Source organism: Streptomyces chartreusis NRRL 3882 (genome assembly GCF_900236475.1).
In the GTDB taxonomy this organism is placed as follows: Bacteria; Actinomycetota; Actinomycetes; order Streptomycetales; family Streptomycetaceae; genus Streptomyces; species Streptomyces chartreusis_D.
On sequence record NZ_LT963352.1, the window covers coordinates 4,349,083 to 4,372,455 of the forward strand.

A 23,373-nucleotide genomic window follows, 5' to 3' on the forward strand; every position below is an offset into this window, starting at 1 on the left:
CCCCGTCCGTCCTGCGCAGGATGGCCCGCCGCGAGTCCGGGGCCGCCATGGCGGAACGGCACCGGAAGGCGATGCAGCGGGTCGGCTAGTGATGCGCGGGGAGCTGCGGGGGTGGTGGGAGCGCGGCCGGGCGCTGGGGGCGGCCAATCCGCTCGTCGTCGACATCGGTGTCGCGCTCCTGGTCCAGTTCGCGATGACCATGCCGTTCGTCGTGCCGCGGGTGGCCGGGGCGCCACCGGCTACCTGGGCCGCGTACGGGCTCAGCACGCTCGGCGTGCTGCCCCTGGTCTGGCGGCGGCGTGCCCCCGTCGCCGTGCTGTTCGCGGTGCTGGCCGCCAACGCGCTGTACCGGCTGACCGTGGACGGACCCGGGCAGCCGTTGCCGTACACCGGGCTGGTGGTCGTGTACACGATTGCCGCGCTGTCGCCCGCGCGCAAGCGGCTCGTCACCGGGCTCGTGTTGCTGGTCGCCGTGCCGGTCGGGGTGTGGCTCAACACCCGGTCGGCTCGGGAACTGACCTTCTCCGTCTTCGTGTTCGCCGCCGCCTATGTCCTCGGGCGGCTCACCGACGCCCGTCAGCGGGCCCACCGCGTCGAGGCCGAGCAGGCCGCCGCGCGCGAACGGGCCCGGATCGCACGGGAGATGCACGACATCCTCTCCCACGCCGTGAGTCTGATGATCGTGCAGGCGGAGGCCGGGCCGGTGGCCGTGCGGGCCGCGCCGGAGCGGGCCGAGGCCGCCTTCGAGGCCATCTCCGAAACCGGACGCGACGCCATGGCGCAGTTGCGCCGGATGCTGGGGGTGCTGCGGGAGAGCGATGGCGAGAGCGGCCGTCGGAGCGCAGGCGGGTCCGGTTGCCGTGAGCCGCAGCCCGGGGTCGCGGAGTTGCCCGGCCTGTGCGACCGGGTGCGGGCCGGCAGTGGCCTGGAGGTCGTGTACCGCACCGCGGGGACCGTCCGGCCGTTGCCGGGGGCGGTCGCGGCGACCGTCTTCCGGGTGGTCCAGGAGGCCCTCACCAACACTGTCCGGCACGCCGGTGCCCGTACCGTGACCGTGCAAGTGACCTACGGAGACGGCGACTTGTGTGTACGAGTGACCGATGACGGGCGTGGGCCGCAGGCCGGGGCCGCCGGTCGCCGGGGCGGGCACGGCCTCGTCGGGATCCGGGAGCGGGCGGCGGCCCTCGGAGGGAGCGCGGTGACCGGGCGGGGAGCGGACGGGCGGGGGTTCGAGGTGCGGGTCCTGCTTCCCGTCCCGGCCGGAGCGGAGGCCGGGCGGTGACGATCCGGGTGGTGGTCGCCGACGACCAGGAGCTGGTGCGCAGCGGATTCGCGCTGATCCTGGACGTCCAGCCGGACATCGAGGTCGTCGCGGAGGCGGGCGACGGGACGGAGGCCGTCGAGGCGGTGCGGCGGCACGCCCCCGACGTGGCGCTGCTCGATGTGCGCATGCCGCGCATGGACGGGATCGAGGCCTGCCGTGCGATCAGCGCCACGAGCGACTGCCGGACGGTGATGCTCACGACCTTCGACTCCGACGAGTACGTGTACGACGCGCTGCACGCGGGCGCGAGCGGCTTCCTGCTCAAGGACGTCCGCCGGGACGATCTCGTGCACGCGGTACGGGTCGTCGCCCGGGGCGACGCGCTGCTCGCGCCGTCCGTGGCCCGGCGTCTGGTGGAGCAGTACACGCGGTCCACGAGGTCCCCCCGGACCGCCGCCCGCCTCGACGTGCTGACCGGGCGGGAGCGCGAGACGCTGCTGCTGCTCGCCCGGGGCCTGTCGAACGCGGAGATCGCCGCGGAGCTGGTGGTCAGCGACCACACGGTCAAGACGCATGTCGGCAATGTGCTCGCGAAACTGGGCCTGCGGGACCGGATCCAGGCCGTGATCTGCGCGTACGAGACCGGGCTCGTCGCGGCCGGGGATCCCCCGCCCGGGGGAGCGGACCGGGCGGGCCCCTCCCCCTCGTCGGCGAGGAACTGACCCTGCGAGACCGCCCGCGGGGGCGATCCGCGCGAAGGCGCAGGTCCCGAGGATGGAGCCGTACCTCTCGACAACGGCTCACACCCACGGAGTTGACCATGCCGCGTACCGCTTCCCTGCTGGCCGCCGTGCTCCTCGCGGGCGTCGTGGCGGGGCCGTCCGCCCTCCCGGCCGCCGCCACGCCTCCTGACCGGGCCCCCGCCCACCTGGCCGCCCAGCACCGGAACCCCGCCCTCGCCGCCGCCATCGCCGGCCTCCCCGGCGCCGACGCGACCGCCGCGCTGGTACGCGTCGGAGGCGACGAGGGCGTCTGGCGGGGCAGTTCGGGCGTGCACGATCTGCGCACCGGCCGGCCGGCCGATCCGGGCGCCCGCTTCCGCGCCGGTTCCGTGACCAAGGTCTTCACCGCTGCCGTCGCCCTGCAACTGGCCTCCGAGGGCCGGCTGGACCTGGACCGCAGTGCCCGCTCGTACCTGCCGGAGCTGATCCCGGCGTCGTACGGGGGCGTCACCGTCCGGCAGTTGCTCAACCACACGCACGGCATCCCGGCCCCCGACTTCCCCGGCACCACGGTCGAGGAGGTGTACGCGCACCGCTTCCGGGTTCATGACGCCGAGGACATGGTCCGCTCGGCGACGTCGAAGAAGCCCGAGTTCGCACCGGGCGAGAAGCAGCACTACCTCAACATCGGTTACACGATCGCCGGTCTGCTGATCGAGCGCGTCACGGGCGACTCCTACGAGCACCAGGTCGCCCGCCGGGTCCTGAAGCCGCTCGGGCTGCGCGACACGTACTTCCCCGGGACGAACCCGCGCATCATCGGCCCGCACAACCACGGCTACCAGACGATGAGGCTGGACGACGGGACGGTCGGTCTGCGCGATGTGTCCGTGTGGGGCGCGACCGACGCCTGGGCGGCCGGGGACATCATCTCGACCACGGCGGATCTCGAACGCTTCACCAGCGCCCTGTTCCAGGGCCGGGTCGTGCACGGACCGCTCCTGGAGGAGCTGTTCACGCTGCCGGAGGTGACCGACTTCAGGAGCGGGAAGCCGGCCGCGTACTCCGTCGGCCTCTCGATGAAGGTGCTGGGCGGGCGCGAGGTCTGGGGCAAGACGGGTGGGCGCTGGGGCTACAACGCGGCCATCGCCTCCACCCGCGACGGCTCGCGCACCCTCGTCTACAGCGTCAACTCCACCGACGCCAAGGGCCAGGACATGAACAAGGTCGCGGAGAACATCATGGTGGCGGTGTACGGGCGCCCCTAGGGGGCGTCACGCCGTCGGCGGAGCCGCCCGTACGAGGCCCGTCTGGTAGGCGATGACGACCAGTTGCGCACGGTCGCGGGCGTTCAGCTTGGTCATGGCCCGGTGGATGTGCGTGCGCACGGTCAGCGGGCTGAGCGTGAGGTCCTCGGCGATCTCGGTGTTGGACCTGCCCTCCGCCGCCAGGGCCATCACCTCGCGCTCGCGGACCGTGAGGTCGGCGAGGCGCTCCGGTGGTGCGAGGTGGGCGTCGGGGGCGGGGGCCATGAGGAAGCGGGTGATGAGGGAACGGGTGGCGACGGGAGAGAGCAGCGCCTCGCCGGAGGCCACCGTGCGCAGCCCGGCCAGCAGGGTGTCGGCGGTGACGTCCTTGCCGAGGAAGCCGCTGGCACCGGCCCGCAGCGCCTGGGCGACGTAGTCCTCGGTCTCGAAGGTGGTCAGGATGAGGACGCGGGTGGCGGACAGGTCCGGGTCGGCGCAGAGCGTGGCGGTGGCGGTGAGGCCGTCGGTGCCGGGCATGCGGATGTCCATGAGGACGATGTCGGGGTGGTGGGCACGGGTCAGCTCCACCGCCTCCGCGCCGTCGGAGGCCTCGGCGACCACCTCCATGTCCGCGCAGGAGTCGATGAGGATCCGGAAGGTGGCCCGCAGCAGGGCCTGGTCGTCGGCGAGCAGCACCCTGATGGTCAAGGCGTGGTTCCTTCCGCGGGGTGGGTGGAGGGGTGCAGCGGCAGCGCGGTGGTGACCTCGAAGCCGCCCTGGGGGCGGGGCCCGGCGCACAGTTCGCCGCCGATGGAGTGGGCGCGTTCGCGCATGCCCATGACGCCGAAGCCGCGGCCCTGGGAGGCCTCCGGCTTGCCGGTGCCGTCGTTGGTGACCGTGATCAGCAGGCGGGAGCCGGTGTAGGCGAGGCGTACGCGGGCGGCCTCGGCGGTGGCGTGCTTGGTGACGTTGGTGAGCGCCTCCTGCACGATCCGGAAGGCGGTCAGGTCGACGCCGGGTGAGAGCGGCTGCGGCTCCCCCTCCGTGGTGACGGTGACCTCCAGTCCCGCCGACGCGCACGCCGAGACCAGCTCGGGCAGCCGGGCCAGGCCGGGGGCCGGTTCCAGCGCCGCGGAGCCGGGGCCGGTGTCGTCCTCGTGGTCGTTCTGGCGCAGCAGGCCCAGGGCGGTCTTCAGCTCCCGCAGCGCGGAGGACGTGGTGCCGGTCAGGTCGGTGAGGATCTTCCGGGTCTGCTCGGGGTTGGTGAGGGCGAGGTGCGCGGCCGTGCCGGCCTGGGCGTTGGCCAGGGCCATGTGGTGGGCGACGACGTCGTGGAGCTCCCGGGCGATGCGCATCCGTTCCTCGGTGACCCGCTGCCGGGCCTCCTCCTCGCGGGTGCGCTCGGCGTGTTCGGCCCGGGCCTGCACCGAGCGGACGTAGGCGCGGCGCAGCTGGGTCATCTTGCCGGCGGCCAGGGGCAGCATCAGCCAGAAGATCGGGCCGATCATCCTGAGCAGCAGCGAGACGTGGTCCATGGAGTCGGAGAACACGGCCGCGAGCGTCACCGCGAGCAGGGTGGTGAGGCCGTAGCTGCGGGTGGACTTCCGGTCGGTGAGCACGGCCAGCCAGAAGAGTGCCGCCATGACCGGGGCCAGCAGCAGCGGGGTGACCAGATAGCCCAGCGCGACCGCGGCCACCGTGCAGCTCCCGGCCACGACGACGGCGGTGCGCGGGTGGGTGCGGTGCTTGAGCAGGACGAGGCAGGAGACTCCCATGAGCACGGTGGCGGTCTTGTCCTGGTCCGGCGGATCGGCGCTGGGCAGGGTGAGGGAACCACCGAGCGTCGCGCAGCCCATCAGTGCCAGGACCATGGCCAGATCGACGAGGAAGGCGTGGCGTGCCGAGAACTTCTCCAGGCGGTCCGCGTAACGCCGCTCCAGACTGGTACTCATCGGGCTCTCCGGGGGGGGGTGGGCTGGGGACCATGGTGGTCGACGTCGGGCGGGAACGCCCGAGTGGCCGCCCGTGTCCTTCGCCACGGGCGGCCCTGGTGGCGGTGTGTCAGGTGCGCGCCGGTTCCAGGTCGCGTGCGGTGTCCGCCGCCGGTTCCTCCGTCTCCGGCCGGCGGGCGAGCGCCTCGCCCTCCACGTCGACCCGGGGCAGCGCCCGGTCCAGCCACTTCGGCAGCCACCACGCCCGGTGGCCGAGCAGGGCGAGCACCGCGGGCACGATGGCCATCCGGACGACGAAGGCGTCGAACAGGACGGCGGAGGCGAGTCCGAACCCGATCATCTTGATCATGGAGTCGCTCTCGCCGATGAACCCGGCGAAGACCGCGATCATGATCAGGGCCGCGGCCACGACCACCCGGGCACTGTGCCGGAAGCCCGACGTGACCGCCTGCGCGGGCGACTCGCCGTGGACGTACGCCTCCCGCATCCGCGAGACGAGGAACACCTCGTAGTCCATCGCGAGGCCGAAGACGATGCCCACCAGGAAGATCGGCATCAGGCTCATGATCGGGCCGGTCTGCTCCACGCCGAGGAGTTCCGCGCCGTGGCCCTGCTGGAACACGACCACGACCGCGCCGAGGGAGGCCAGCACCGACAGCAGGAAGCCGAGGGCCGCCTTGAGCGGGACGAGCAGGGACCGGAAGACCACCAGCAGCAGCACGATCGCCAGCCCGACGACCACGATCAGGTACGGGACCAGCGCGGCCTGCACCTTCTGGGCGATGTCGATGTTCATCGCGGTGCTGCCGGTGACCTCGTAGCTCGCGCCGGTGGCGGACTCGATGCCGGGCCGCTCGTCGCGGATGGTCGTCACCAGGTCCTTGGTCTTCTCGTCGGTCGGTGCGGTGGACGGCACGACGGAGAAGACGGCGGTGTCACCGGCGTCGTTGAAGCGGGCCGGGGAGACGGACACGACGCCCTTCGTGGCGCCGATCCGCTGGGCGATCTCGTCCGCGGCGCCCTTGGCGTCGGCGGCGCCCCTGCCGTCCACGACGACGGTCAGCGGCCCGTTGAAGCCCGGCCCGAAGCCCGCGGCGAGCGCGTCGTAGGCGCGGCGTTCGGTGGTGGAGACCGGCTTGGCCTCGTCCCCGGGCATGCCCAGCTGGAGGTCGGCCGCGGGCAGGGCGAGGGCGCCGAGGCCGACGACGCCGAGGAGCAGGACGGGGACGGGGCGGCGCAGCACGAACCGGGCCCAGCGGCTGCCGCCGTTGGTGTCGCCGCTGACCTCGATCCGGCCGCTCTTGCGGGCCCGCCGGGTGAGCACGGCGTTCGGCCAGAAGCCGAGGAAGGCCGGGACGAGCGTCAGCGCGACCAGCACGGCGACGACGACCGCGCCCGCGGCGGCGAGGCCCATCTTGGTGAGCATCGGGATGCCGACCACGGCGAGTCCGGCCAGCGCGATGACGACGGTGAGCCCGGCGAACACGACCGCGGACCCGGCCGTGCCGGCGGCGAGTCCGGCGGCCTCCTGCGGCGCACGGCCCTTGGCGCGCTCCTCCCGGTAGCGGGAGACGACGAACAGGGCGTAGTCGATGCCGACGGCGAGGCCCAGCATCATCGCCAGGGTGCCGGTGGTGGTGGACAGGCCGAGGGCCTGGGACAGGGTGAGGATCGTGGCCATGCTGACGCCGACGCCGATGACGGCGGTCAGCAGGGGCAGCCCGGCGGCGGCCAGGGAGCCGAAGGTGATGAGCAGCACGACGGCGGCGATGGCGACACCGATCACCTCGGCCGTGCCGCCCGGCCCGGCGTTGTCGGCCAGCGCGCTGCCGCCCGCCTCGACGGTCAGCCCGGAGTCCCGGGCCTGCTCGATGGCGCGCTCCAGATGGGTCCGGCTGGCGTCGGTGAGGTCGTTGGCCCCGACCCTGTAGGTGACGGTCGCGAAGGCGGTCGAGCCGTCCTTGCTGATCGTCCTCGCCCGGAACGGGTCGACGGCGCTCGCGACCTGCGTGCCGTCGCCGAGGCCGGTCACGGCCTTCTCGATGGCCTGCTTGTTCTCGGCGGCGGTCACCTTCTCGCCGCCGGGCGCGATGAACACGACCCGGGCGGTCGCGCTGTCGGCCGTGGCCCCGGGGAAACGCTGTTCCATCAGGTCGAACGCCTTCTGGGACTCGATGCCGGGCATCGAGAAGCCCTCGTCGGCGGCCCCCGGCGCCTTGAGGGCACCGAGCCCGACGGCGGCCAGGACGGCCGCCCAGACCAGGGCGACGTACCAACGTCGCCGGAAGGCCAGTCGGCCCACTCGATACAGGAAAGTAGCCACGGCAGGAGGTCTCCACATCTGGGTGTCGATCGTCTGCCAAGGCTCTCCGCCGGCGGCCCGTCCCGTCGTCGTGCGGCTGCCGACAATCCGGACTACTGAGAACGCAGTACGAGCGGACCCGCGCTCCACCTGGGGTACGAGATTCCCGGGCCATCCGGCGCGGCCTGTGCTACCGTCGTTGTTGTTGCAGTTTTGGTTCCCAGAGACTTCGAGTGCTCTATCGACCTTCGTCGACGAGCACTCTTTTTAGTTTCCGAGGATTTTCGGATCTCTCCGAGGGTGATCATTTCAGCGACTCCGAGTCCGTAAAGTGCGGGTCTCGGGTTTGTCCCCCTAAGGGAGATTCAGCATGGCATCTGGCACTGTGAAGTGGTTCAACGCGGAAAAGGGCTTCGGCTTCATCGAGCAGGAGGGCGGCGGTCCCGACGTGTTCGCCCACTACTCGAACATCGCCACCTCCGGCTTCCGCGAGCTTCAGGAAGGCCAGAAGGTTACCTTCGACGTCACGCAGGGCCAGAAGGGCCCGCAGGCCGAGAACATCGTGCCCGCCTGACGCTGACGCGTCCGACGTGACCGGGGCCCGCACCGTGAGGTGCGGGCCCCAGCCTCGTTTTCATCCCACACCCGGCTCAGTGTTGCGAATCCTGGTGCGGCCCGTCCCGGCCGCCGGGAATTCCCCGATACGTGTGCCGCATCGAGGAAGGATCCCCTTGGATCGCACCGCTCGCAAGAACAACGGCTCGCCCCACTCCCGTAAGGCCGCGGGCCGAGGCGCCTCCGCCCGTACGGCGGGCGCGGGCCGCGGCGGCCCCCGGCGCCGTACCGCGCCCGGCGGGGAGTTCGCGCTGCCGGCCACCCTCACCCCGGCGCTGCCCGCCGTCGAGGACTTCGCCGGACTGGGCCTGCCCGAGCGGCTGTTGACCGCGCTGCGCGCCGAGGGCGTGACCGTGCCGTTCCCGATCCAGGCGGCGACGCTGCCGAACTCCCTGGCGGGCCGGGACGTGCTGGGCCGCGGGCGCACGGGGTCGGGCAAGACGCTCGCCTTCGGCCTCGCCGTGCTGGCCCGCATCGACGGGCAACGGGCCGAGCCCCGGCAGCCGGTGGCCCTCGTCCTCGTCCCCACCAGGGAACTGGCGCAGCAGGTCACCGACGCCCTCACCCCCTACGCCCAGGCGTTGCGCCTGCGGCTCACCACGGTGGTCGGCGGTATGTCGATCGGCCGCCAGGCGAGCGCGCTGCGCGGCGGCGCCGAGGTCGTCGTCGCCACCCCCGGCCGGCTCAAGGACCTCATAGACCGCGGCGACTGCCGGCTGGACCGCGTCACCGTCACGGTCCTGGACGAGGCCGACCAGATGACCGACATGGGCTTCATGCCGCAGGTGACCGCCCTGCTCGACCAGGTGCGCCCCGGGGGCCAGCGGCTGCTGTTCTCGGCCACGCTGGACCGCAACGTCGACCGTCTGGTCCGCACCTACCTGCACGACCCCGTCGTGCACTCGGTCGACCCGTCCGCCGGTGCGGTCACCACCATGGAGCACCACCTGCTGCACGTGGAGGACGACGACAAGCACGCCACCACGACGGAGATCGCCGCCCGCGACGGGCGCGTGATCATGTTCCTGGACACCAAGCACGCCGCCGACCGGCTGGCCAAGAAGCTGCTGGCCGTGGGGGTGCGCGCCTCGGCCCTGCACGGCGGGAAGTCCCAGTCCCAGCGCACCCGGACGCTGGCCCGGTTCAAGGACGGCGAGGTCACGGTCCTGGTGGCCACCAACGTCGCCGCCCGCGGCATCCACGTCGACAACCTCGACCTCGTCGTCAACGTGGACCCGCCCGCCGACCACAAGGACTATCTGCACCGGGGCGGCCGGACCGCCCGGGCCGGCGAGTCGGGCACCGTCGTCACGCTGGTCCTGCCCCACCAGCGCCGCGAGACGGCCCGCCTGATGGCCGACGCCGGCATCACCCCGCGCGTCACCCGGGTCCGCTCGGGCGAGGCCGAACTGAGCCGTATCACCGGCGCCCAGGCGCCCTCGGGCGTGCCCGTGGTCCTCGCCCCGCCGCCCTCCGAGAGCGGCCCCGCGCGCACGGGTTCCGCCCCGCGCACCCGGCGCGGCAGGCCCTCCCGGGGCCGCCGCCGCTGACCCGCTCCCCGAAGTGGAGGCCGCGCGCGGTCCGCGTCACGTGCCGGGCCGCGCCGGAGCCAGCCGCACCACCGTCCCCTCCCCGTTGGACGACAGGAGCAGGGAGCCGTCCGGTGCGGCGGTGAGACCCGCGAACCGGGGTGCCACGCCGGGGAGGCCGTGCGCGAAGAGGGCGGGGGCCGGGCGGGCCGCGGCCCCCGGCGGGGTGCCGCCAGGTCTTCGGCCTCGACGCGGGTGCCGCCGGTCGTCAGGGAGACCGACCAGAGCCGGCGGTGAGCGTTCACGGTGAAGAGTTCGTCGCCGTGCACCGCCACGCCCTGCGGGGCGCCGAGGCCGTCCGCGACCGGTACCAACTCGCCTTCGTCCACGGGATGGTCGAGGCCTTCGGCCAGGTGCCGGTGGCGGGGTCGTAGGTCCGGTGGCCGTCCTTCGCGGAGACCGTCACGCGCGCGCTGCGGATGATCGACGTCGTCGAGCGGCGCTGGCACGACGGGCCTGGGGGCCCGCCTCAGCCCACCCCGAGCAGGGACGTCAGGTGCCCGTGGGTCCGGTCCCACCCCCATTCCCCGCGCACCCAGGCACGGCCCTTGCGGCCCATGTCCCGGGCCGGCTCCGTCTCGTCCAGCAACAGCGTCAGCCGGTCGGCGAGCGCCTCCACGTCACGGCCGTCGACCACGAAGCCGGTCTCCCCGTCCCGTACGGTGTCCGGCGCGCCGCCCGAGTCGCCGACGACGACCGGCAGTCCGGCCGCGGCCGCCTCCAGGAACACGATGCCGAGGCCCTCGACCTCCATGCCCGCCCTGCGAGTCCGGCACGGCATCGCGAACACCTGGGCGGCGGCGTAGAACCCGGGCATCTCCTCGTGCGGGTGCCCGCCCGCGAAGACCACCGCGCCGGCCGGCCCCCGCTCGGCCGCCAGCCGGCGCAGGGCCCGGGCGTGCGGCCCGTCCCCGACCAGCAGCAGCACCGCGTCGGGCACACTACGGCGCACCAGGGGCAACGCTCGTATCAGCGCGTCCTGTCCCTTGCGCGGGACGAGCCGCGCCGCGCACAGCACGACCGGACTGTCGCCCAGGCCGTACCGCTCCCGCACCCGGGCCGCCGCTGCCGCGGAGCCCCGGAAGACCTCGGCGTCCACGCCGGGCGCCAGCCGCCGCATCCGTGCCGCCGCCTCCGGTCCGACGGCGGCGGCGATCCGGGCCCGGGTGTACGAGCCGAGGTACGTGACGCTGTCCACCCCGGCGCCGACGCGGCGCAGCAGCGCGCGGGCACCCGGCGTGCGCGCCCACCACACCTCGTGCCCGTGCGTCGTGGCGACCAGCCGCCGCACCTCCGTACGGCGCCGCAGCTCGCCCGCCATCAGCCCGAGCGGGGCCGCGGCCCCGAACCAGACGCTGTCGCAGTCGAACCGGCGGGCCAGCTCCACCGCCCGGGCGGTGACCCGCCTGGTCGGCAGCAGCATGTGGCTGCGGTCCCGCACGACGGGGAACGGCAGCCGGGCGTCGTAGGCCCGGTCGCCCGGCGTGCTGGAGGTGTAGACGGCGACCCGGTCGGGCGGGAAGCGGACCGTCATGGCGTGGACGAAGGTCTCGATGCCGCCCTGCCGGGGCGGGAAGTCGTTGGTGACGACGAGCGTGCGCGGCATGGTCGGTCAGTCCTCCAGCGGCTTCAGGGTGAGCAGGTGGTTGCGGTGCGCCTCGGTGACCCGGCCCACGGGACGCCACCGGCCGGCCCGAGCCGGAACCAGCCGAGCAGCACCAGCGGGTAGACGACGTATCCGAAGCGGGTGGCGGGGATCAGGCACATCGCGATCCCGAGGCCCAGCGCGAGCCGGTCGGCGGCGGCGACGGTGGTGCGCGGCGGACGCGTCACGAGGGACCCGGCCACCGCGACCGCGCTCAGCGCCAGCGCCGCCACGGCGAGGGCGAAGCCCCCCGGCACGTACGTCGCCAGCAGATGCCCGGGCAGCGGGCTGGTCGCCGGGGATCCGGTGCCTCCCTCGCCGAGCGGGAAGAGCAGCACGTGCTCGGTGAACGCCCGGGGGTCGGCGAGCGCGACCGGCAGCACGGCGAGCACGGCGAGGGTGACGGCCGTGACACCGGCCCGCACGGCGGCCCGCCCCCCGGCGGTCACCGCGAGCAGGGCGAGACCGACGGGCAGCAGCGGCCAGGCCGTCCACTTCAGCGACGCGGCGGCGCCGAGCGCGAGCCCGGCGGCGACCGGGCCGCCGCGGCCGGCGAGGGCGAGCGCGAGACACATCAGGGCGATGACCGGCAGATCGACACCGCCGACGGCGAGCGGGAGGGCGACGGCGGGGGTGGCGGCGAGCCGGAGGAGGGGGCGGGCGGTGCGGTGCCGGGACGGCTGTGCCCCCCTGCCCAGCGCGGCGGCCAGCCCCATGGCCCCGAGTGACACCAGCCCGAACCACAGCCGGGCGTCCGCGAGCGGGACGTCGCCGAGGACGGCCCGGGGCAGCCCGAAGAGGGCCATGCCGGGCAGGTACGGGTTGTAGTCCCGCAGTCGGGCCGGGTCCGGGACGTACGGTGTGCCGGAGTCCAGCAGCAGCCCGCCGGACCGCTCGACGACCGTGACCTCCAACTGCCGTGCCCCGTCCGCGACCAGGAACACCAGCGGCACCAGCACGGACCCGACGGCGGCCACCGCCGCGCTCGCCAGGCCCCAGGGCCGCGCGGAGAGACGGGCGACGAGCGCGCCGAGACCGTAGCCGGCGGTGGCACAGGCGCCCCACACCTGGTGCGGGGCGATCGTCGTACGCAGACACAGCAGCAGTGCGAAGACGGCGCAGGCCGCCCAGCACAGGGTCTCCCATCGGCGGCCGGTGCTCCGCCGGGACGGCGGAAGGGAGACCGGGACGCGAAAGGGGCCGGGGAGGCCCACCGGCGCGGCGGTACGCACGGCCGCCGCCGAACCACCCGGCACCAGCGAGCCGACCAGCGGCAGCAGCCCTCGCGAACGCCCCTGCATCCCGCTCCCCCTGTCCACCGCCGGCCGGCCTTCCGTCTTTTCCGGCAAGTCTTCGCAAGGGGCGGACGCGAGGCGTCACACCGGGCACCGATCCTCGGTGTCAACCCGTGGTACTCGTCCGGCACCCGGATCAACCCGTACGGTGACGCGGGCCGGACACCTCCGGCCGACAATGTGGGCATGCGTCAGTCGTCCCTGCGCCCCACCGCATGGCCGCGGTCGCCCCGCTACCCGTACGTCAGCGGCGTCCTGCTGGTCCTCCTCGCCGCGGCCGAGGTCCTGCACTCCCGCATCAGCTCGACGACGGTCCTGGCCACCCTGCCCTTCGTGGTGCTCCCCCTGCTGTGGCGGCGACGTGAACCCCGCATCGGATGCCTGGTGGTGCCGGCGGCGCTGCTGAACTTCCTCTTCCGCCCGGAGCTGCTGATGACGGTGGCGGTGGCGGGAGTCATGGGCCTCTACACGCTCGCCCGCCACCGGGTCCTGCACCCCGCACTGCTCAGCGCGGCCGCGATCACCGGCTCGGTGCTGGTCAACCTGGGCCATGTGGCGACGGGCGTGTACGACCTCGGCGGCCGGGCGCCCGCCGTCGGCGCCGACGGCTCGCTGTCGTACTTCACGGAGTCGTTCGTCCTGGCCGTGGGCGTGGTGGCGACGGTCGGTGTCGCGGACGCCACCCGCAGCCGGGAGGAGTCCCGGCAGGCGCGCGAGGCGGCCCAGCGGGAACTGATCGCCATGGAGCGCAGGCATGCGGCGGCACAGGAACGAGCTGCCATAGCACGGGAGTTGCACGACATCGTGGCGCACTCGGTGTCCGTGATCGCCGTCCAGGCGGAGAGCGCCACGTACACCACACCCGACCTGTCCCCGCCCGCCCGCGACGGCTTCCAGCAGATCGCCTCGTCGGCCCGGTCGGCACTGACCGAACTGCGCCGGCTGCTGAGCGTGCTCCGCGCGGACGAGGCCGGAGCCGAGGAGGCGGCCCCGGTCGTACCGCAACCGACGCTCGACTCCCTGGGGGCGCTGCTGGAAGCCCACCGGTCGGGCGGCGGAGAGGTGATCCTGCACACGGCGGGCACCCGCCCCGCGGCGCTCCCGCCCTCCCTCGAACTCACGGTCTACCGCATCGTCCAGGAGGCCCTGACCAACGCCCGCCGCCATGCACCGGGCGCCGCGGTCGACGTCCGCCTCACCTACGAGGAGGACGAAGTCCGGCTGCGCATCACCGACGACGGCCCCGGCCCAGGGCCCGGTGCGGGACCCCGAGGCCCCCAACACTCCTCCGGCGGGCACGGGTTGAGCGGAATGCGGGAGCGTGCGAGCCTACTCGGCGGACGTCTGACCTGCGGGGCCGCCGGTCCCGGGGGTGGTTTCCTGATCGAGGCGGAACTCCCGGTGCGGGCGGTCGCGAAGAGCTTCGCGGAGGGTGTGTACGAGTGACGGCGGGGGAACCGATCCGGGCGATCGTGGCCGACGACCAGGCGGTGGTACGCACGGGGTTCGTGAACCTGCTGTCCACCCAGGACGACATCGACGTCGTGGGCGAGGCGGAGGACGGCGAACAGGCCGTCGCCCTCGCGCTGGCCCACCGGCCGGACGTGGCGCTGCTGGACATCAGGATGCCCGAGCTTGACGGCATCCAGGCCGCGCGCACGATCCTCCGGGAGACCGACGGTGCCACCAAGGCGCTGATGCTCACCACGTTCGACCTCGACCAGTACGTCTTCGACGCGCTGGCGGCCGGGGCCAGCGGCTTCCTCCTGAAGGACGCGACCTTCCCCGAACTCCTGCACGCGGTACGGGTGGTGGCCGCCGGCGACGCCATGCTGGCCCCCGGCATCACCCGCCGCCTGATCGCCGAGTTCGCCCCCCGCCGCCCCGTCACGGCCCCCAAGTCCCTCCTCGACCGCCTCACCGCCCGCGAGGTGGAGGTCCTCCTCCTCATCGCCCAGGGCCTCTCCAACAAGGACATCGCCGAACGCCTGACCATCACCGACCACACGGTCAAGACCCACATCAACCGCCTGTTCACCAAGCTGGACCTCCGCGACCGGGCCCAGGCGGTGATCGTGGCGTACGAGGCGGGTCTGGTGACGCCGGGGGAGGGCGGCTGAGGTCGCAACGAGGCCGGCCACTCAACGGGCTCGGGGACCGGCACGCCGGGCTGTGGCTGGACGACGCGGACACGGTCGCCCTGACCGCGAGGGCCGGCCAGTGCCCGATCGTGTTGACCGCCCCCGGCAGGCACTGCTGGAGTCGGCACGTGGACAGCATCCCCGCCAACCGGCGGCTCTGGAACCAGATCAGCAGCGCCTACCAGCACGAGCACGACCCGCAAATCGGCGCCACACCCCGGCTGTGGGGCATGTACTCCATCCCCGACGCGCACCTGCACGCCCTGGGCGACGTCACCGGCAAACGCGTCCTCGAACTCGGCTGCGGCGCCGGCCAGTGGTCAAGGGCGCTCGCCGCCGAGGGCGCCACCGTGGTCGGACTCGACCTGTCCGAAGCCCAACTCGCCGCGGCGGCCGACGCGATGGGAGCGGCCCGCTACCCGCTGGTGCAAGGCGCCGCCGAACAACTCCCCTTCGCCGCCGACAGCTTCGACCTGGTGTTCTGCGACTTCGGTGGGCTCAGCTGGGCGCCCCCGCACCTGGCCGTCCCGCAGGCCGCACGCGTCTTGACCCGAGGCGGGCGCCTGGTGTTCAACGTCGCCAGCCCATGGTTCGAAGTCTGCTACGACGAAGCCGCCAGCCGCGTGACCACGACGCTGCAGAAGGACTACTTCGGGCTGAACAGCATCGCCGAAGACGACGGCGCGACCAGCTATCAGCTCACCTACGGCGACTGGGTCAAGGTCCTGCGCGGCGCGGGTCTCATCATCGACGACCTCATCGAGCCGCGGCCCGACCTCGGCACACCCAACGGCTACAACGAAACCGACCCACCGGACTGGGCACACCGCTGGCCGGCGGAACTGCTCTGGGTGACCCACAAACCGTAGGTTCCGCCGCGCCGGGACGGGAGGGACTCATCGGTCTCGCCCCGGCGCCCCCGTGCTCTCCCGCCGCACCAACCGCGTCGGCACGAGCGTCGTCCCGTGCTCCTCCCCGTCCTGCCGCATCTTGCTCAGGACGCCCTCCACGCACAGCCGCCCCACCTCGGCGAAGTCCTGGTGGATGGTCGTCAGGGGCGGGAGGAAGGACGCGGACTCGGGGATGTCGTCGAAGCCGATGACGCTGATGTCGCCGGGGACGCGCAGCCCGCGTTCGTGCAGGGCCCGGAGCAGGCCCAGGGCCATCTGGTCGTTGGCCGCGAACACCGCCGTGCAGTCCGGCTCGCCGGCCAGCCGGAGCCCGGCCCGGTAGCCGGACTCGGCCGACCAGTCGCCCCGGACCAGGGGCGGCGGGACCCGGCCGGCCGCGGTCAGCGTGTCGCGCCAGGCGTTGGCACGGCGCTGGGCGGCGAAGGAGCCCTCCGGGCCGGCCAGGTGCCACACCGTCTCGTGGCCGAGGTCCAGGAGGTGCCGTACGGCGTCCCGCGCGCCGCCCGCCTGGTCGGTGTCGACCACGGTGTAGCGGTCGCCCGCGTCCGAGTCGGCCACCACGACCTGCACACCGGGCGGGAGGGAGACCGTCGCCGCGTCCAGCAGGTGGATCTCCATGATGACGATGACGGCGTCCACTGCGAGCTCGCCCAGGCGGGAGAAGGCGCCGTTCACCTCGTCCTGGGTGGGGACGGCGACGGGCAGCAGCGTGACGGCGTAGCCGTGCTGGGCCGCGGAGGTGGCGATGGCCTCCAGGGTGCGGATGTTGCCCATCGTGGAGAGGGAGAAGGTGATCACGCCGAGGGTGCGGAACTCGCCGCGCTTGAGGGCCCGCGCGGCGCTGTTGGGGCGGTAGCCCAGCTCCCGCATCGCGGCCAGGACCTGGCGGCGGGTGTCCTCGGTGACGCCCGGGAAGCCGTTGGAGACGCGGGAGACCGTCTGGGAGGAGACACCGGCGAGCTGCGCGACGTCGGCCATGGAGGCGCCCTGGCGCGGACGGGCCGGACGCCTTCTCGTACGGCCCGTGCCCTCGGGTTCTCTCTCACCGCCCACTGTGCCCACCTGCCCCTCGCCCCCCTCGCCGCGCAGGCGGCGCAATTTTCGGTCCGGAACGACTCCTTGACCCCTGAGATTCGGACAGTGTAGACATCCCGCCAGTGGATGTTTACGTAAACATTGCCTAGTCGAAATCGTACGAGAAGGCACCGAACGGCGCTGAACTCGCACCAGTCGCACCACGTAGGCCCCGATCTCTGCGTCCGCCGGGACGCGCGGACGCAGAAGAGTTGGAGTACTCGAGATGGCACACCGCACCCGCAAGAGAAGGCTCCTCGGGGCCATCGGCGTCACCGCCGTGGCGACCGGAACCATCCTGGCCACCACCACCCTGCCCGCCGCGCACGCCGAACCCACCGCGCAGGCGGCCGGCGTCACCGTCCGCCCCGACCCCTCCTACTCGGGGGAGAAGTTCGAGGGCTGGGGCACGAGCCTGGTGTGGTTCGCCAACGCCACCGGCGACTACCCGCCCGCGATACGCGAGAAGCTCTACAAGCTCCTCTTCGGCGACGAGGGCCTCGCCCTGAACATCGCCCGCTACAACATCGGCGGCGGCAACGCCCCGGACGTCAAGGACTACCTGCGGGCCGGCGGCGCGGTCGAGGGCTGGTGGAAGGCCCCCGCGGGCACCACCCGCGAGGACGTCGACTGGTGGGACGCGGAGGACCCGGCCGACTGGAACAGACACGCCGACAAGACGCAGCGCTGGTGGGTCGACCGCATCAAGAAGGACATCACCCACTGGGAGACCTTCAGCAACTCCCCGCCCTGGTTCATGACCGAGAGCGGCTACGTCTCCGGGAACTTCGACGCGGGCAAGGACCAGCTGAAGCCGGAGTCCGTGGAGGACTTCGCCAAGTACCTGGTGGGCGCGACCGAGCGACTGGAGAAGGCGCACGGCATCAAGGTCGACACGCTCGACCCGTTCAACGAGCCGAACACCAACTACTGGGGCACCAAGCTCGGCCCGGACGGCGAGCCGACCGGCGGTCGCCAGGAGGGCGCCCACATGGGCCCCGAGCTCCAGCAGAAGGTGCTGCGCGCGCTCGCCCCGGTGCTGAAGAAGTCCAAGTCGGACGCGGAGATATCCGCGATGGACGAGACGAACCCCGGAACGTTCGCCACCAACTGGAACTCCTACCCCCAGGACGTGCGGGACCTGGTGGGGCAGATGAACGTCCACACCTACGGCACCGGCCAGCGCACCACCGTCCGCGACCTCGCCAAGGCCGCCGACAAGCCGCTGTGGATGAGCGAGGTCGAGGGCGACTGGGGCGACGGCCAGAGCTTCACGGACATGCGGCCCGGCCTCGGCCTCGCCCAGCGCATCGTCGACGACCTGCGCGAACTGGAGCCCAAGGCCTGGGTGTTCTGGCAGCCGGTCGAGGACTACGACAACATGAAGCCGGGCGGGGAGTCCGCGAAGGGCGGCAACTGGGGCGAGATCCAGCTCCCGTTCAGCTGCACCTCCAAGGACACCCTCGAAACCTGCCCCGTCCACACCAACACCAAGTTCGACACGGCCCGCAACTTCACGCACTTCATCAAGCCCGGCGACCGGCTGATCAAGACCAACGACACGTCCAGCACCGCGGCGATCTCCCGCAAGGGCGACGCGGCGACCGTCGTCCACGTCAACAGCGCCACCGAGTCCCGCGAGGTCACCCTCGACCTGTCGAAGTTCGGCCGGGTCTCCTCCCACGCCACCGTCACCCCGGTGGTGACCAGCGCCGACGGCAAGCTGGAGAAGCAGAAGGCGGTCCGGGTCTCCGGCAAGCAGGCCACGGTCACCGTGCCCGCCCAGTCGGTGACGTCCTTCCTCGTCAAGGGCGTGTCCGGTGTCGCCAAGGACGCGGCCGAGCTGCGGAAGGGCCACACCTACCGGCTGACCGGCGTCCAGAGCGGCAAGGACCTCACCATCGCCGGCAACGGCACGGGCCTGGTCATCAAGAACGCCGACACCTCCGACCCGAGCGGCCAGCAGTGGCGGGTGGAGCAGATCCGCGGCACGGACAACCGCAAGCGGTACGTGTTCACCGAGACCGCCACGAACAAGCGCCTGGCCGTCCGCGACGGCGCCCTGGTCGCCGAGCCGGACGAGGGCCGCCGCGACAAGGCCACCGAGTGGATCATGTCCACGACCGGCGACGGCACCTGGACCCTCGTCAACGCCGCCACCGGCCAGCTCCCGGACGTCGCGGGCCAGTCCACGAACGACGGCGCCTCGGTCGGCCTCTGGCAGCCCAACTCCGGTTCCAACCAGCGCTGGAAGGTCACGGACGTGACGGGCAGCTGACGCTTCGCCCCGCACGCGCCTGCCACGACGCCCCCGGCCTGCCGCACCCCCTGGTGACGGCGGGGCCGGGGGCGTCCTGCCGGGGTGTCAGCGGGTACCGGACGGGAGGGCGGGCACCGCGACGGGACGGAGCACCATGAGCGACTCCTCCCGGCGAGCCAGCATCGCGAAGGGGAACCTGTCGATCTCCAAGCAGAGATCGACATCGTCCGGGTGGTATCCGCTCCGCAGTCCAGCGGCGAGGTCCACCGCGGCACGGGAATTCCTCGCGCGGTGGAGATACGGCGCCGCCTCGACATCGTCTCCGGCCATGCACCGACCGATGTACTCGACGCAGGCCAGATCCTCCTCGGCCCGGCCTCCCTCGCCGGTGACGACGAACGTCACCGGACCGGAATCCGCGGTCCGCAGGAACCGCGCGGTCGGGCCGGCCACCACGAAGCTCGCGCACAGGACCAGCGGCGCGCTCGCGACGGCCAGCGCACCCACGGTTCCGGCCGTCGTCTTCTGCACCAGCGTGCGACCGGCGAGATCACGTGACCTGAGCAGGCCGGGTGAGTTCACAGCGTCGAATCCCGCTGCCGGAGCCCCGTCCTTCAACGCCAGCCACCCCGGGCGGCTCTCCTTCAAGGCGAGTGCCTCGCTCTCCGTCGAGGCCAGGACGATTCTCTCGACACCACGCGAGAAGGCCCAGGCAGCCACGGTGAAGGCGCGCATGACGTCGATGACGACCGCGACACGGGGGACACCGGTCAACTCCGGGATGCCTATGAAGTGATGGCCTACGAAGTGATGGTCCATCGCGCCCCTCTGCTGTCCGTGGACCACCGAGGAGATCACGCGGAAGAGGAGATCTGCTCGCGTACCCACTCAGGATCGGGGTTTGTGTGCGGCCGGCCCGCCACGACGACGGTCGGCACGGTCTCGTCGCCGTCGTTGGCCGCCCTCACCGCTGAGGCTCCTTCCGGGTCACGCCAGATGTCGACCCAGTGCAACCGGCGGGCGCTGCGGCCCAGCCGGATGCGCAGTCGCATGCAGTACGTGCAGCCCGGGCGCCAGAAGACGACCGGCCGGCCGTCGACCGCGCTGCGGCGCTGTGCCTCCAGCGCACTGATGGATCTCGGGAAGAACAGGGGCGAGTTCACGCCTGCCAGTACCAGGAACACCAGCAGGACCGCTGTGGCCGCGCCGACGTCCTCCGCGAAGATCAGCCCCGTCGCGACGGCTGAGCCGCAGAGCATCAGCAGCATCGGCAGGATCCAGGCGCGCATCATGGTGACGCAGGCTACCGATGAGTCGGCATGCCCCTCGAACCGGACCACATGACAGGCTCAGAGCCCGGAAGGCGCTGACAGCCCGAACAGCCCCGCCGCGTTGTCGTGGCACACCGCCCGCAGCCAGTCCTCCCCCAGGTCCAGCCGTTCCAGGGCGTGGAGCTGGTCCACGTACGGATAGGGGATGTTGGGGAAGTCGGAGCCGAGCAGGACCCGGTCGCCGAGTGCGGCCAGCCGGGGCAGCGCCCGACGGGGGAACGGCATGAAGCCCTCGGTGAAGTCGGTGAACGCCATCGTCGTGTCCAGCCGCACCTCCCCGTACCGCTCGGCCAGGCCGAAGAACTCCTCGTACTCGGGCATCCCCAGGTGCGCGACGACCAGCCGCAGCCGGGGGTGCCGCGCCAGCACCCGGGCGATCGGCTCGGGGCCGGTGTGCTTGCCGGGCGCGGGCCCGGAGCCGCAGTGGATCACCACGGGGATGCCGGCCTCGGCCAGCAGCCCCCACGCCGGCTGGAGCAGTTCGTCGGCGGGGTCGTACGCCCCCACCTGCACATGCGCCTTGAAGACCCGCGCACCCGCCTCGACGGCCTCCCGGACGTACGCCTCGACGCCCGGCTCGGGGTAGAGGGTCGCGGTGTGCAGACAGTCGGGGGTGCGCCGGGCGAAGTCGACCGCCCAGCCGTTCAGCCAGCGGGCCATGCCCGGCTTGTGCGGGTACAGCATCGCGGTGAAGGCCCGCACGCCGAACTCCCGCAGGACGCCCGCCCGTTCCGCCTCCGCCTTCCGGTAGGTGATCGGCCACTCCAGCCCACCGGTCAACGGCCCGAGCGCGTCGAAGTAGCCCCACACCTTGTGCAGCACCCGCTCGGGCATGAAGTGCGTGTGCACGTCGACCAGCCCCGGAAGCCCGAGCCGCCCCCAGAAGCGGCGGACCTCCGCCGTTTCCGCACCTCCCACGGACACGTGGCCGGGCGAACCGGCAGGGTCGACTGGCGCCACACGGTGATCGTCCATGCAGCCCACGATCGGCCCGGGCGAGGTGGTGGGTCCACTCCCTTGCGCGAGAGTTCGGTGAGGGATCCGTCACCCGGGCGTCCACCGTGTCCGGTTGATCGTTCGTCGTCCCGTGGCTGAGGATGCCAGGGTCGGGGATGCGCAGACGTGGGGCAGTGAAGTCGGAGGTGGCGTACGTGGGTTCGAGTGCGGGGAAGCCGGTCGGTGAGGAGATTCTGATCATCGGCGCCGGTGTGGTGGGGGCCTCGGTCGCCTATCACCTCACCCGGCTGGGGCACGACCGCGTGACGGTGCTCGACGCCCGCGACCGTGCCGTGCTCTCCGGATCGACCGGCCTGGCGCCCGGCTTCGTGGGCCAGCTCAGCGCGACGCCAGAGCTGACGGTGCTGGCCAAGGACAGCGTCACCGCCTACCGCGCGCTCTCGGACACCGCACCCGCTCCGGTCTTCTGGCAGGTCGGCTGCCTGGAGGTCGCCACCGGCCCGGCCCGCCTGGAACAGGCGCACCAGGACGTCGAGCTGGGCAGGCAGGCCGGGCTGGAGGCGCGCGTCCTCGATGCCGCCGAGACCGTCGCCCTGGCCCCCGCGCTGGTCGACCCCGACCGCGCCCTGGGCGGGGTGTTCCTGCCGTCCGACGGTGCCGCCGACCCCGCCGCCCTCACCCACGTCCTCGTGGAGGCCGCGGAGAAGGGTGGAGCGCGCTTCCACTTCGGCACGCCGGTACGGGCGCTGGAGACCGAGGCCGGCCGGGTCGTCGGCGTGCGGGCGGGCGAGGACGGCAGGCTGCTGCGGGCCGACCGGGTGGTGCTGGCGACCGGGATCTGGGGGCCGGTGCTGGCGGCGGATGCCGGGCTGCGACTGCCCATGGTGGCCGTCCAGCACCCGTACCTGTTCACCGAGGAACTGCCCGGCCTCGACGACACTCCCATCGACGCGCCGATCGTCCGCTACCCCGAGCACACCGTCTACACCCGCCGCCACGGCCGCCGTTACGGGCTGGGCAGCTACGCCCACACGCCCCTGCCGCTGACCCCGTCGGCGGCGCTCACCTCGGCGGAACTCCCCTTTTCGGAGAGCGACTTCGGTGCTGCTCTCGAAGAGGCCACCAGCCTCGTGCCGGCTTTCCGCACCGCTCCGAGGGGACGCCACCTCAACGGTGTGTTCGCCATGACCCCCGACGAACTCCCGCTGGTCGGCCCCGCCGCCGGGCTCGCCGGACTGTGGTTCGCCGAGGCGTCCTGGGTCACGCACGCCGGCGGTGTCGGCCGCCAGTTCGCGAACATGCTGCTGGAGACCGGCGACCTGCTCGTCGACCCCGACCGGCTGGCCCCCGACCGCTTCTCCTCCTGGAGCGACCAGAAGGTCCGCGACACGGCACTGGCCCACTACCAGGGCATCTACGACGCGCACTGAGCCCTGGGCCGGGCCCCGGGAAGGGCAGGCCCGTTCAGTCGATGCGGGCACACAGGTCGTCCGTCGTCCCGTGCAGGAGGCGTACGGACTTGTATCCGGTCGGGCTGATGTCCAGCGTGTAGACGCCGTCGACGAGGTAGAGGCCGCGGGGCAGACTGCCCTGGTCCTGGCCGACCCCGACGAGCACCGGCCCGAGCACGGTCCAGAGTTGCGAGCCGTCGGGCCGGTGCTCGACGACGGCCGAGCCGCTCGCGTCGGCGTCGTAGGAGGCGCCGGTCTCGGTGTTCGTGACACGGACGACCAGATCGCCCCGGTACGCGACCCGCCGCACGGAGCCGTCGGGGTAGGCGCTCAGCACGCGCCGCACCACCTCGTCGACGACCGGCTGGCCGTGGACGGGGAAGTCGCACCGCACGCCGGCGCCGACGTCCCACGGCGCGGAGGGTGCCGGTTCCCAGCCCTTCGCCGGCTGCGCGGACGCGGGCTGCGTCCCGACGAGCACCGCGGCAAGGGCCGGCGTGGCGAGAGCTGTTCGGCGCATGGTTCTCCTTGGGCACAGACGGGGGGAAGGAGGGGCGTGCGCCAGTCTCTCCCCGGCCTCTGACCAAAACCTGACCACCGACAGGCCCTAGGCTGCC

The 23,373-nt window shown here is 72.8% G+C and carries 21 protein-coding genes; 11 read left to right on the forward strand and 10 right to left on the reverse strand.

The window, feature by feature from the left end:
- Positions 1–91: 91 nt before the first annotated feature.
- The 3 genes from SCNRRL3882_RS19485 (at position 92) to SCNRRL3882_RS19495 (ending at position 3,254) form a co-directional block, all read left to right on the forward strand.
- On the forward strand, positions 92–1,282 hold the full coding sequence (locus SCNRRL3882_RS19485) for a sensor histidine kinase (RefSeq protein WP_040902342.1): 1,191 nt from the start codon (positions 92–94) through the stop codon (positions 1,280–1,282).
- A complete protein-coding gene (locus SCNRRL3882_RS19490; protein WP_010032338.1) occupies positions 1,279–1,986 on the forward strand; it encodes a response regulator in 708 nt (235 codons plus the stop codon). The genes SCNRRL3882_RS19485 and SCNRRL3882_RS19490 overlap by 4 nt, the downstream gene beginning before the upstream one ends.
- Positions 1,987–2,084: 98 nt before the next feature.
- On the forward strand, positions 2,085–3,254 hold the full coding sequence (locus SCNRRL3882_RS19495; RefSeq protein ID WP_010032339.1) for a serine hydrolase domain-containing protein: 1,170 nt from the start codon (positions 2,085–2,087) through the stop codon (positions 3,252–3,254).
- A gap of 6 nt (positions 3,255–3,260) precedes the next feature.
- On the opposite strand, the gene SCNRRL3882_RS19500 is transcribed toward SCNRRL3882_RS19495, so the two are convergent.
- From SCNRRL3882_RS19500 to SCNRRL3882_RS19510, 3 genes are all read right to left on the reverse strand, one after another.
- Complete coding sequence (locus SCNRRL3882_RS19500; protein WP_010032342.1) at positions 3,261–3,941, reverse strand: response regulator transcription factor; 681 nt, start codon at positions 3,939–3,941, stop codon at positions 3,261–3,263.
- Complete coding sequence (locus SCNRRL3882_RS19505) at positions 3,938–5,185, reverse strand: sensor histidine kinase (protein ID WP_010032343.1); 1,248 nt, start codon at positions 5,183–5,185, stop codon at positions 3,938–3,940. The genes SCNRRL3882_RS19500 and SCNRRL3882_RS19505 overlap by 4 nt, the downstream gene beginning before the upstream one ends.
- A gap of 109 nt (positions 5,186–5,294) precedes the next feature.
- The gene (locus SCNRRL3882_RS19510) at positions 5,295–7,508 is read right to left on the reverse strand and encodes an MMPL family transporter (protein WP_029180646.1); all 2,214 of its coding nucleotides are present in this window, start codon (positions 7,506–7,508) and stop codon (positions 5,295–5,297) included.
- Between the two features lie 349 nt (positions 7,509–7,857).
- On the opposite strand from SCNRRL3882_RS19510, the gene SCNRRL3882_RS19515 reads away from it, so the two are divergent.
- From SCNRRL3882_RS19515 to SCNRRL3882_RS42435, 3 genes are all read left to right on the forward strand, one after another.
- Positions 7,858–8,061, forward strand: a complete 204-nt coding sequence (locus tag SCNRRL3882_RS19515; RefSeq protein WP_010032345.1) for a cold-shock protein — start codon at positions 7,858–7,860, stop codon at positions 8,059–8,061.
- A gap of 157 nt (positions 8,062–8,218) precedes the next feature.
- Entirely contained in the window at positions 8,219–9,652 is a 1,434-nt protein-coding gene (locus tag SCNRRL3882_RS19520; protein WP_010032347.1) for a DEAD/DEAH box helicase, read from the forward strand.
- A 272-nt stretch (positions 9,653–9,924) separates the two neighbouring features.
- Positions 9,925–10,065, forward strand: a complete 141-nt coding sequence (locus SCNRRL3882_RS42435; RefSeq protein WP_324604430.1) for a hypothetical protein — start codon at positions 9,925–9,927, stop codon at positions 10,063–10,065.
- 95 nt (positions 10,066–10,160) lie between these two features.
- Here SCNRRL3882_RS42435 and SCNRRL3882_RS19530 read toward each other — a convergent pair whose 3' ends face one another.
- Together SCNRRL3882_RS19530 and SCNRRL3882_RS19535 are read right to left on the reverse strand one after the other, a co-directional pair.
- Positions 10,161–11,297: a glycosyltransferase family 4 protein gene (locus tag SCNRRL3882_RS19530; protein WP_010032349.1), complete on the reverse strand. Its 1,137-nt coding sequence runs from the start codon at positions 11,295–11,297 to the stop codon at positions 10,161–10,163.
- Positions 11,298–11,320: 23 nt separating this feature from the next.
- On the reverse strand, positions 11,321–12,637 hold the full coding sequence (locus SCNRRL3882_RS19535) for a glycosyltransferase 87 family protein (RefSeq protein WP_010032351.1): 1,317 nt from the start codon (positions 12,635–12,637) through the stop codon (positions 11,321–11,323).
- A 180-nt stretch (positions 12,638–12,817) separates the two neighbouring features.
- Here SCNRRL3882_RS19535 and SCNRRL3882_RS19540 point away from each other — a divergent pair, with 180 nt between their 5' ends.
- The 3 genes from SCNRRL3882_RS19540 to SCNRRL3882_RS19550 all read left to right on the forward strand — a co-directional run bounded on the left by SCNRRL3882_RS19540 (position 12,818) and on the right by SCNRRL3882_RS19550 (position 15,641).
- Positions 12,818–14,077: a sensor histidine kinase gene (locus SCNRRL3882_RS19540; protein ID WP_010032352.1), complete on the forward strand. Its 1,260-nt coding sequence runs from the start codon at positions 12,818–12,820 to the stop codon at positions 14,075–14,077.
- Positions 14,074–14,751, forward strand: coding sequence for a response regulator (locus SCNRRL3882_RS19545; RefSeq protein WP_010032354.1), 678 nt, complete (start codon positions 14,074–14,076; stop codon positions 14,749–14,751). Before SCNRRL3882_RS19540 ends, SCNRRL3882_RS19545 begins: the two co-directional genes overlap by 4 nt.
- Before the next feature lie 149 nt (positions 14,752–14,900).
- The gene (locus SCNRRL3882_RS19550) at positions 14,901–15,641 is read left to right on the forward strand and encodes a class I SAM-dependent methyltransferase (protein WP_010032356.1); all 741 of its coding nucleotides are present in this window, start codon (positions 14,901–14,903) and stop codon (positions 15,639–15,641) included.
- Positions 15,642–15,668: 27 nt separating this feature from the next.
- Here SCNRRL3882_RS19550 and SCNRRL3882_RS19555 read toward each other — a convergent pair whose 3' ends face one another.
- Complete coding sequence (locus tag SCNRRL3882_RS19555; protein ID WP_010032357.1) at positions 15,669–16,661, reverse strand: LacI family DNA-binding transcriptional regulator; 993 nt, start codon at positions 16,659–16,661, stop codon at positions 15,669–15,671.
- A 322-nt stretch (positions 16,662–16,983) separates the two neighbouring features.
- On the opposite strand from SCNRRL3882_RS19555, the gene SCNRRL3882_RS19560 reads away from it, so the two are divergent.
- On the forward strand, positions 16,984–19,035 hold the full coding sequence (locus SCNRRL3882_RS19560; protein ID WP_010032358.1) for an RICIN domain-containing protein: 2,052 nt from the start codon (positions 16,984–16,986) through the stop codon (positions 19,033–19,035).
- Positions 19,036–19,122: 87 nt separating this feature from the next.
- On the opposite strand, the gene SCNRRL3882_RS19565 is transcribed toward SCNRRL3882_RS19560, so the two are convergent.
- Genes SCNRRL3882_RS19565 through SCNRRL3882_RS19575 form a run of 3 tightly spaced genes read right to left on the reverse strand, consistent with a single transcriptional unit; the run spans position 19,123 to position 21,323 of the window.
- Complete coding sequence (locus SCNRRL3882_RS19565; protein WP_029180647.1) at positions 19,123–19,836, reverse strand: 2-phosphosulfolactate phosphatase; 714 nt, start codon at positions 19,834–19,836, stop codon at positions 19,123–19,125.
- 35 nt (positions 19,837–19,871) lie between these two features.
- Positions 19,872–20,309 carry a glutaredoxin domain-containing protein gene (locus SCNRRL3882_RS19570; RefSeq protein ID WP_010032360.1) on the reverse strand — a complete coding sequence of 146 codons (438 nt, stop codon included), beginning with the start codon at positions 20,307–20,309 and terminating at the stop codon, positions 19,872–19,874.
- A 57-nt stretch (positions 20,310–20,366) separates the two neighbouring features.
- The gene (locus tag SCNRRL3882_RS19575; protein WP_010032361.1) at positions 20,367–21,323 is read right to left on the reverse strand and encodes an amidohydrolase family protein; all 957 of its coding nucleotides are present in this window, start codon (positions 21,321–21,323) and stop codon (positions 20,367–20,369) included.
- Positions 21,324–21,499: 176 nt separating this feature from the next.
- On the opposite strand from SCNRRL3882_RS19575, the gene SCNRRL3882_RS19580 reads away from it, so the two are divergent.
- Entirely contained in the window at positions 21,500–22,735 is a 1,236-nt protein-coding gene (locus SCNRRL3882_RS19580) for an NAD(P)/FAD-dependent oxidoreductase (RefSeq protein WP_231911146.1), read from the forward strand.
- A gap of 34 nt (positions 22,736–22,769) precedes the next feature.
- On the opposite strand, the gene SCNRRL3882_RS19585 is transcribed toward SCNRRL3882_RS19580, so the two are convergent.
- A complete protein-coding gene (locus SCNRRL3882_RS19585; protein WP_010032365.1) occupies positions 22,770–23,276 on the reverse strand; it encodes a hypothetical protein in 507 nt (168 codons plus the stop codon).
- Positions 23,277–23,373: the final 97 nt, after the last annotated feature.

Excerpts from the sequence above, each read along its gene's own strand:
- SCNRRL3882_RS19540 (WP_010032352.1), top strand. The coding sequence starts at position 12,818 with ATGCGTCAGTCGTCCCTGCGCCCCACCGCATGGCCGCGGTCGCCCCGC.
- SCNRRL3882_RS19560 (WP_010032358.1), top strand. The coding sequence starts at position 16,984 with ATGGCACACCGCACCCGCAAGAGAAGGCTCCTCGGGGCCATCGGCGTC.
- SCNRRL3882_RS19495 (WP_010032339.1), top strand. The coding sequence starts at position 2,085 with ATGCCGCGTACCGCTTCCCTGCTGGCCGCCGTGCTCCTCGCGGGCGTC.
- SCNRRL3882_RS19565 (WP_029180647.1), bottom strand. The coding sequence starts at position 19,836 with ATGGACCATCACTTCGTAGGCCATCACTTCATAGGCATCCCGGAGTTG.
- SCNRRL3882_RS19585 (WP_010032365.1), bottom strand. The coding sequence starts at position 23,276 with ATGCGCCGAACAGCTCTCGCCACGCCGGCCCTTGCCGCGGTGCTCGTC.
- SCNRRL3882_RS19485 (WP_040902342.1), top strand. The coding sequence starts at position 92 with ATGCGCGGGGAGCTGCGGGGGTGGTGGGAGCGCGGCCGGGCGCTGGGG.
- SCNRRL3882_RS19505 (WP_010032343.1), bottom strand. The coding sequence starts at position 5,185 with ATGAGTACCAGTCTGGAGCGGCGTTACGCGGACCGCCTGGAGAAGTTC.
- SCNRRL3882_RS19555 (WP_010032357.1), bottom strand. The coding sequence starts at position 16,661 with ATGGCCGACGTCGCGCAGCTCGCCGGTGTCTCCTCCCAGACGGTCTCC.
- SCNRRL3882_RS19530 (WP_010032349.1), bottom strand. The coding sequence starts at position 11,297 with ATGCCGCGCACGCTCGTCGTCACCAACGACTTCCCGCCCCGGCAGGGC.
- SCNRRL3882_RS19570 (WP_010032360.1), bottom strand. The coding sequence starts at position 20,309 with ATGATGCGCGCCTGGATCCTGCCGATGCTGCTGATGCTCTGCGGCTCA.
- SCNRRL3882_RS19535 (WP_010032351.1), bottom strand. The coding sequence starts at position 12,637 with ATGCAGGGGCGTTCGCGAGGGCTGCTGCCGCTGGTCGGCTCGCTGGTG.
- SCNRRL3882_RS19575 (WP_010032361.1), bottom strand. The coding sequence starts at position 21,323 with ATGGACGATCACCGTGTGGCGCCAGTCGACCCTGCCGGTTCGCCCGGC.
- SCNRRL3882_RS19515 (WP_010032345.1), top strand. The coding sequence starts at position 7,858 with ATGGCATCTGGCACTGTGAAGTGGTTCAACGCGGAAAAGGGCTTCGGC.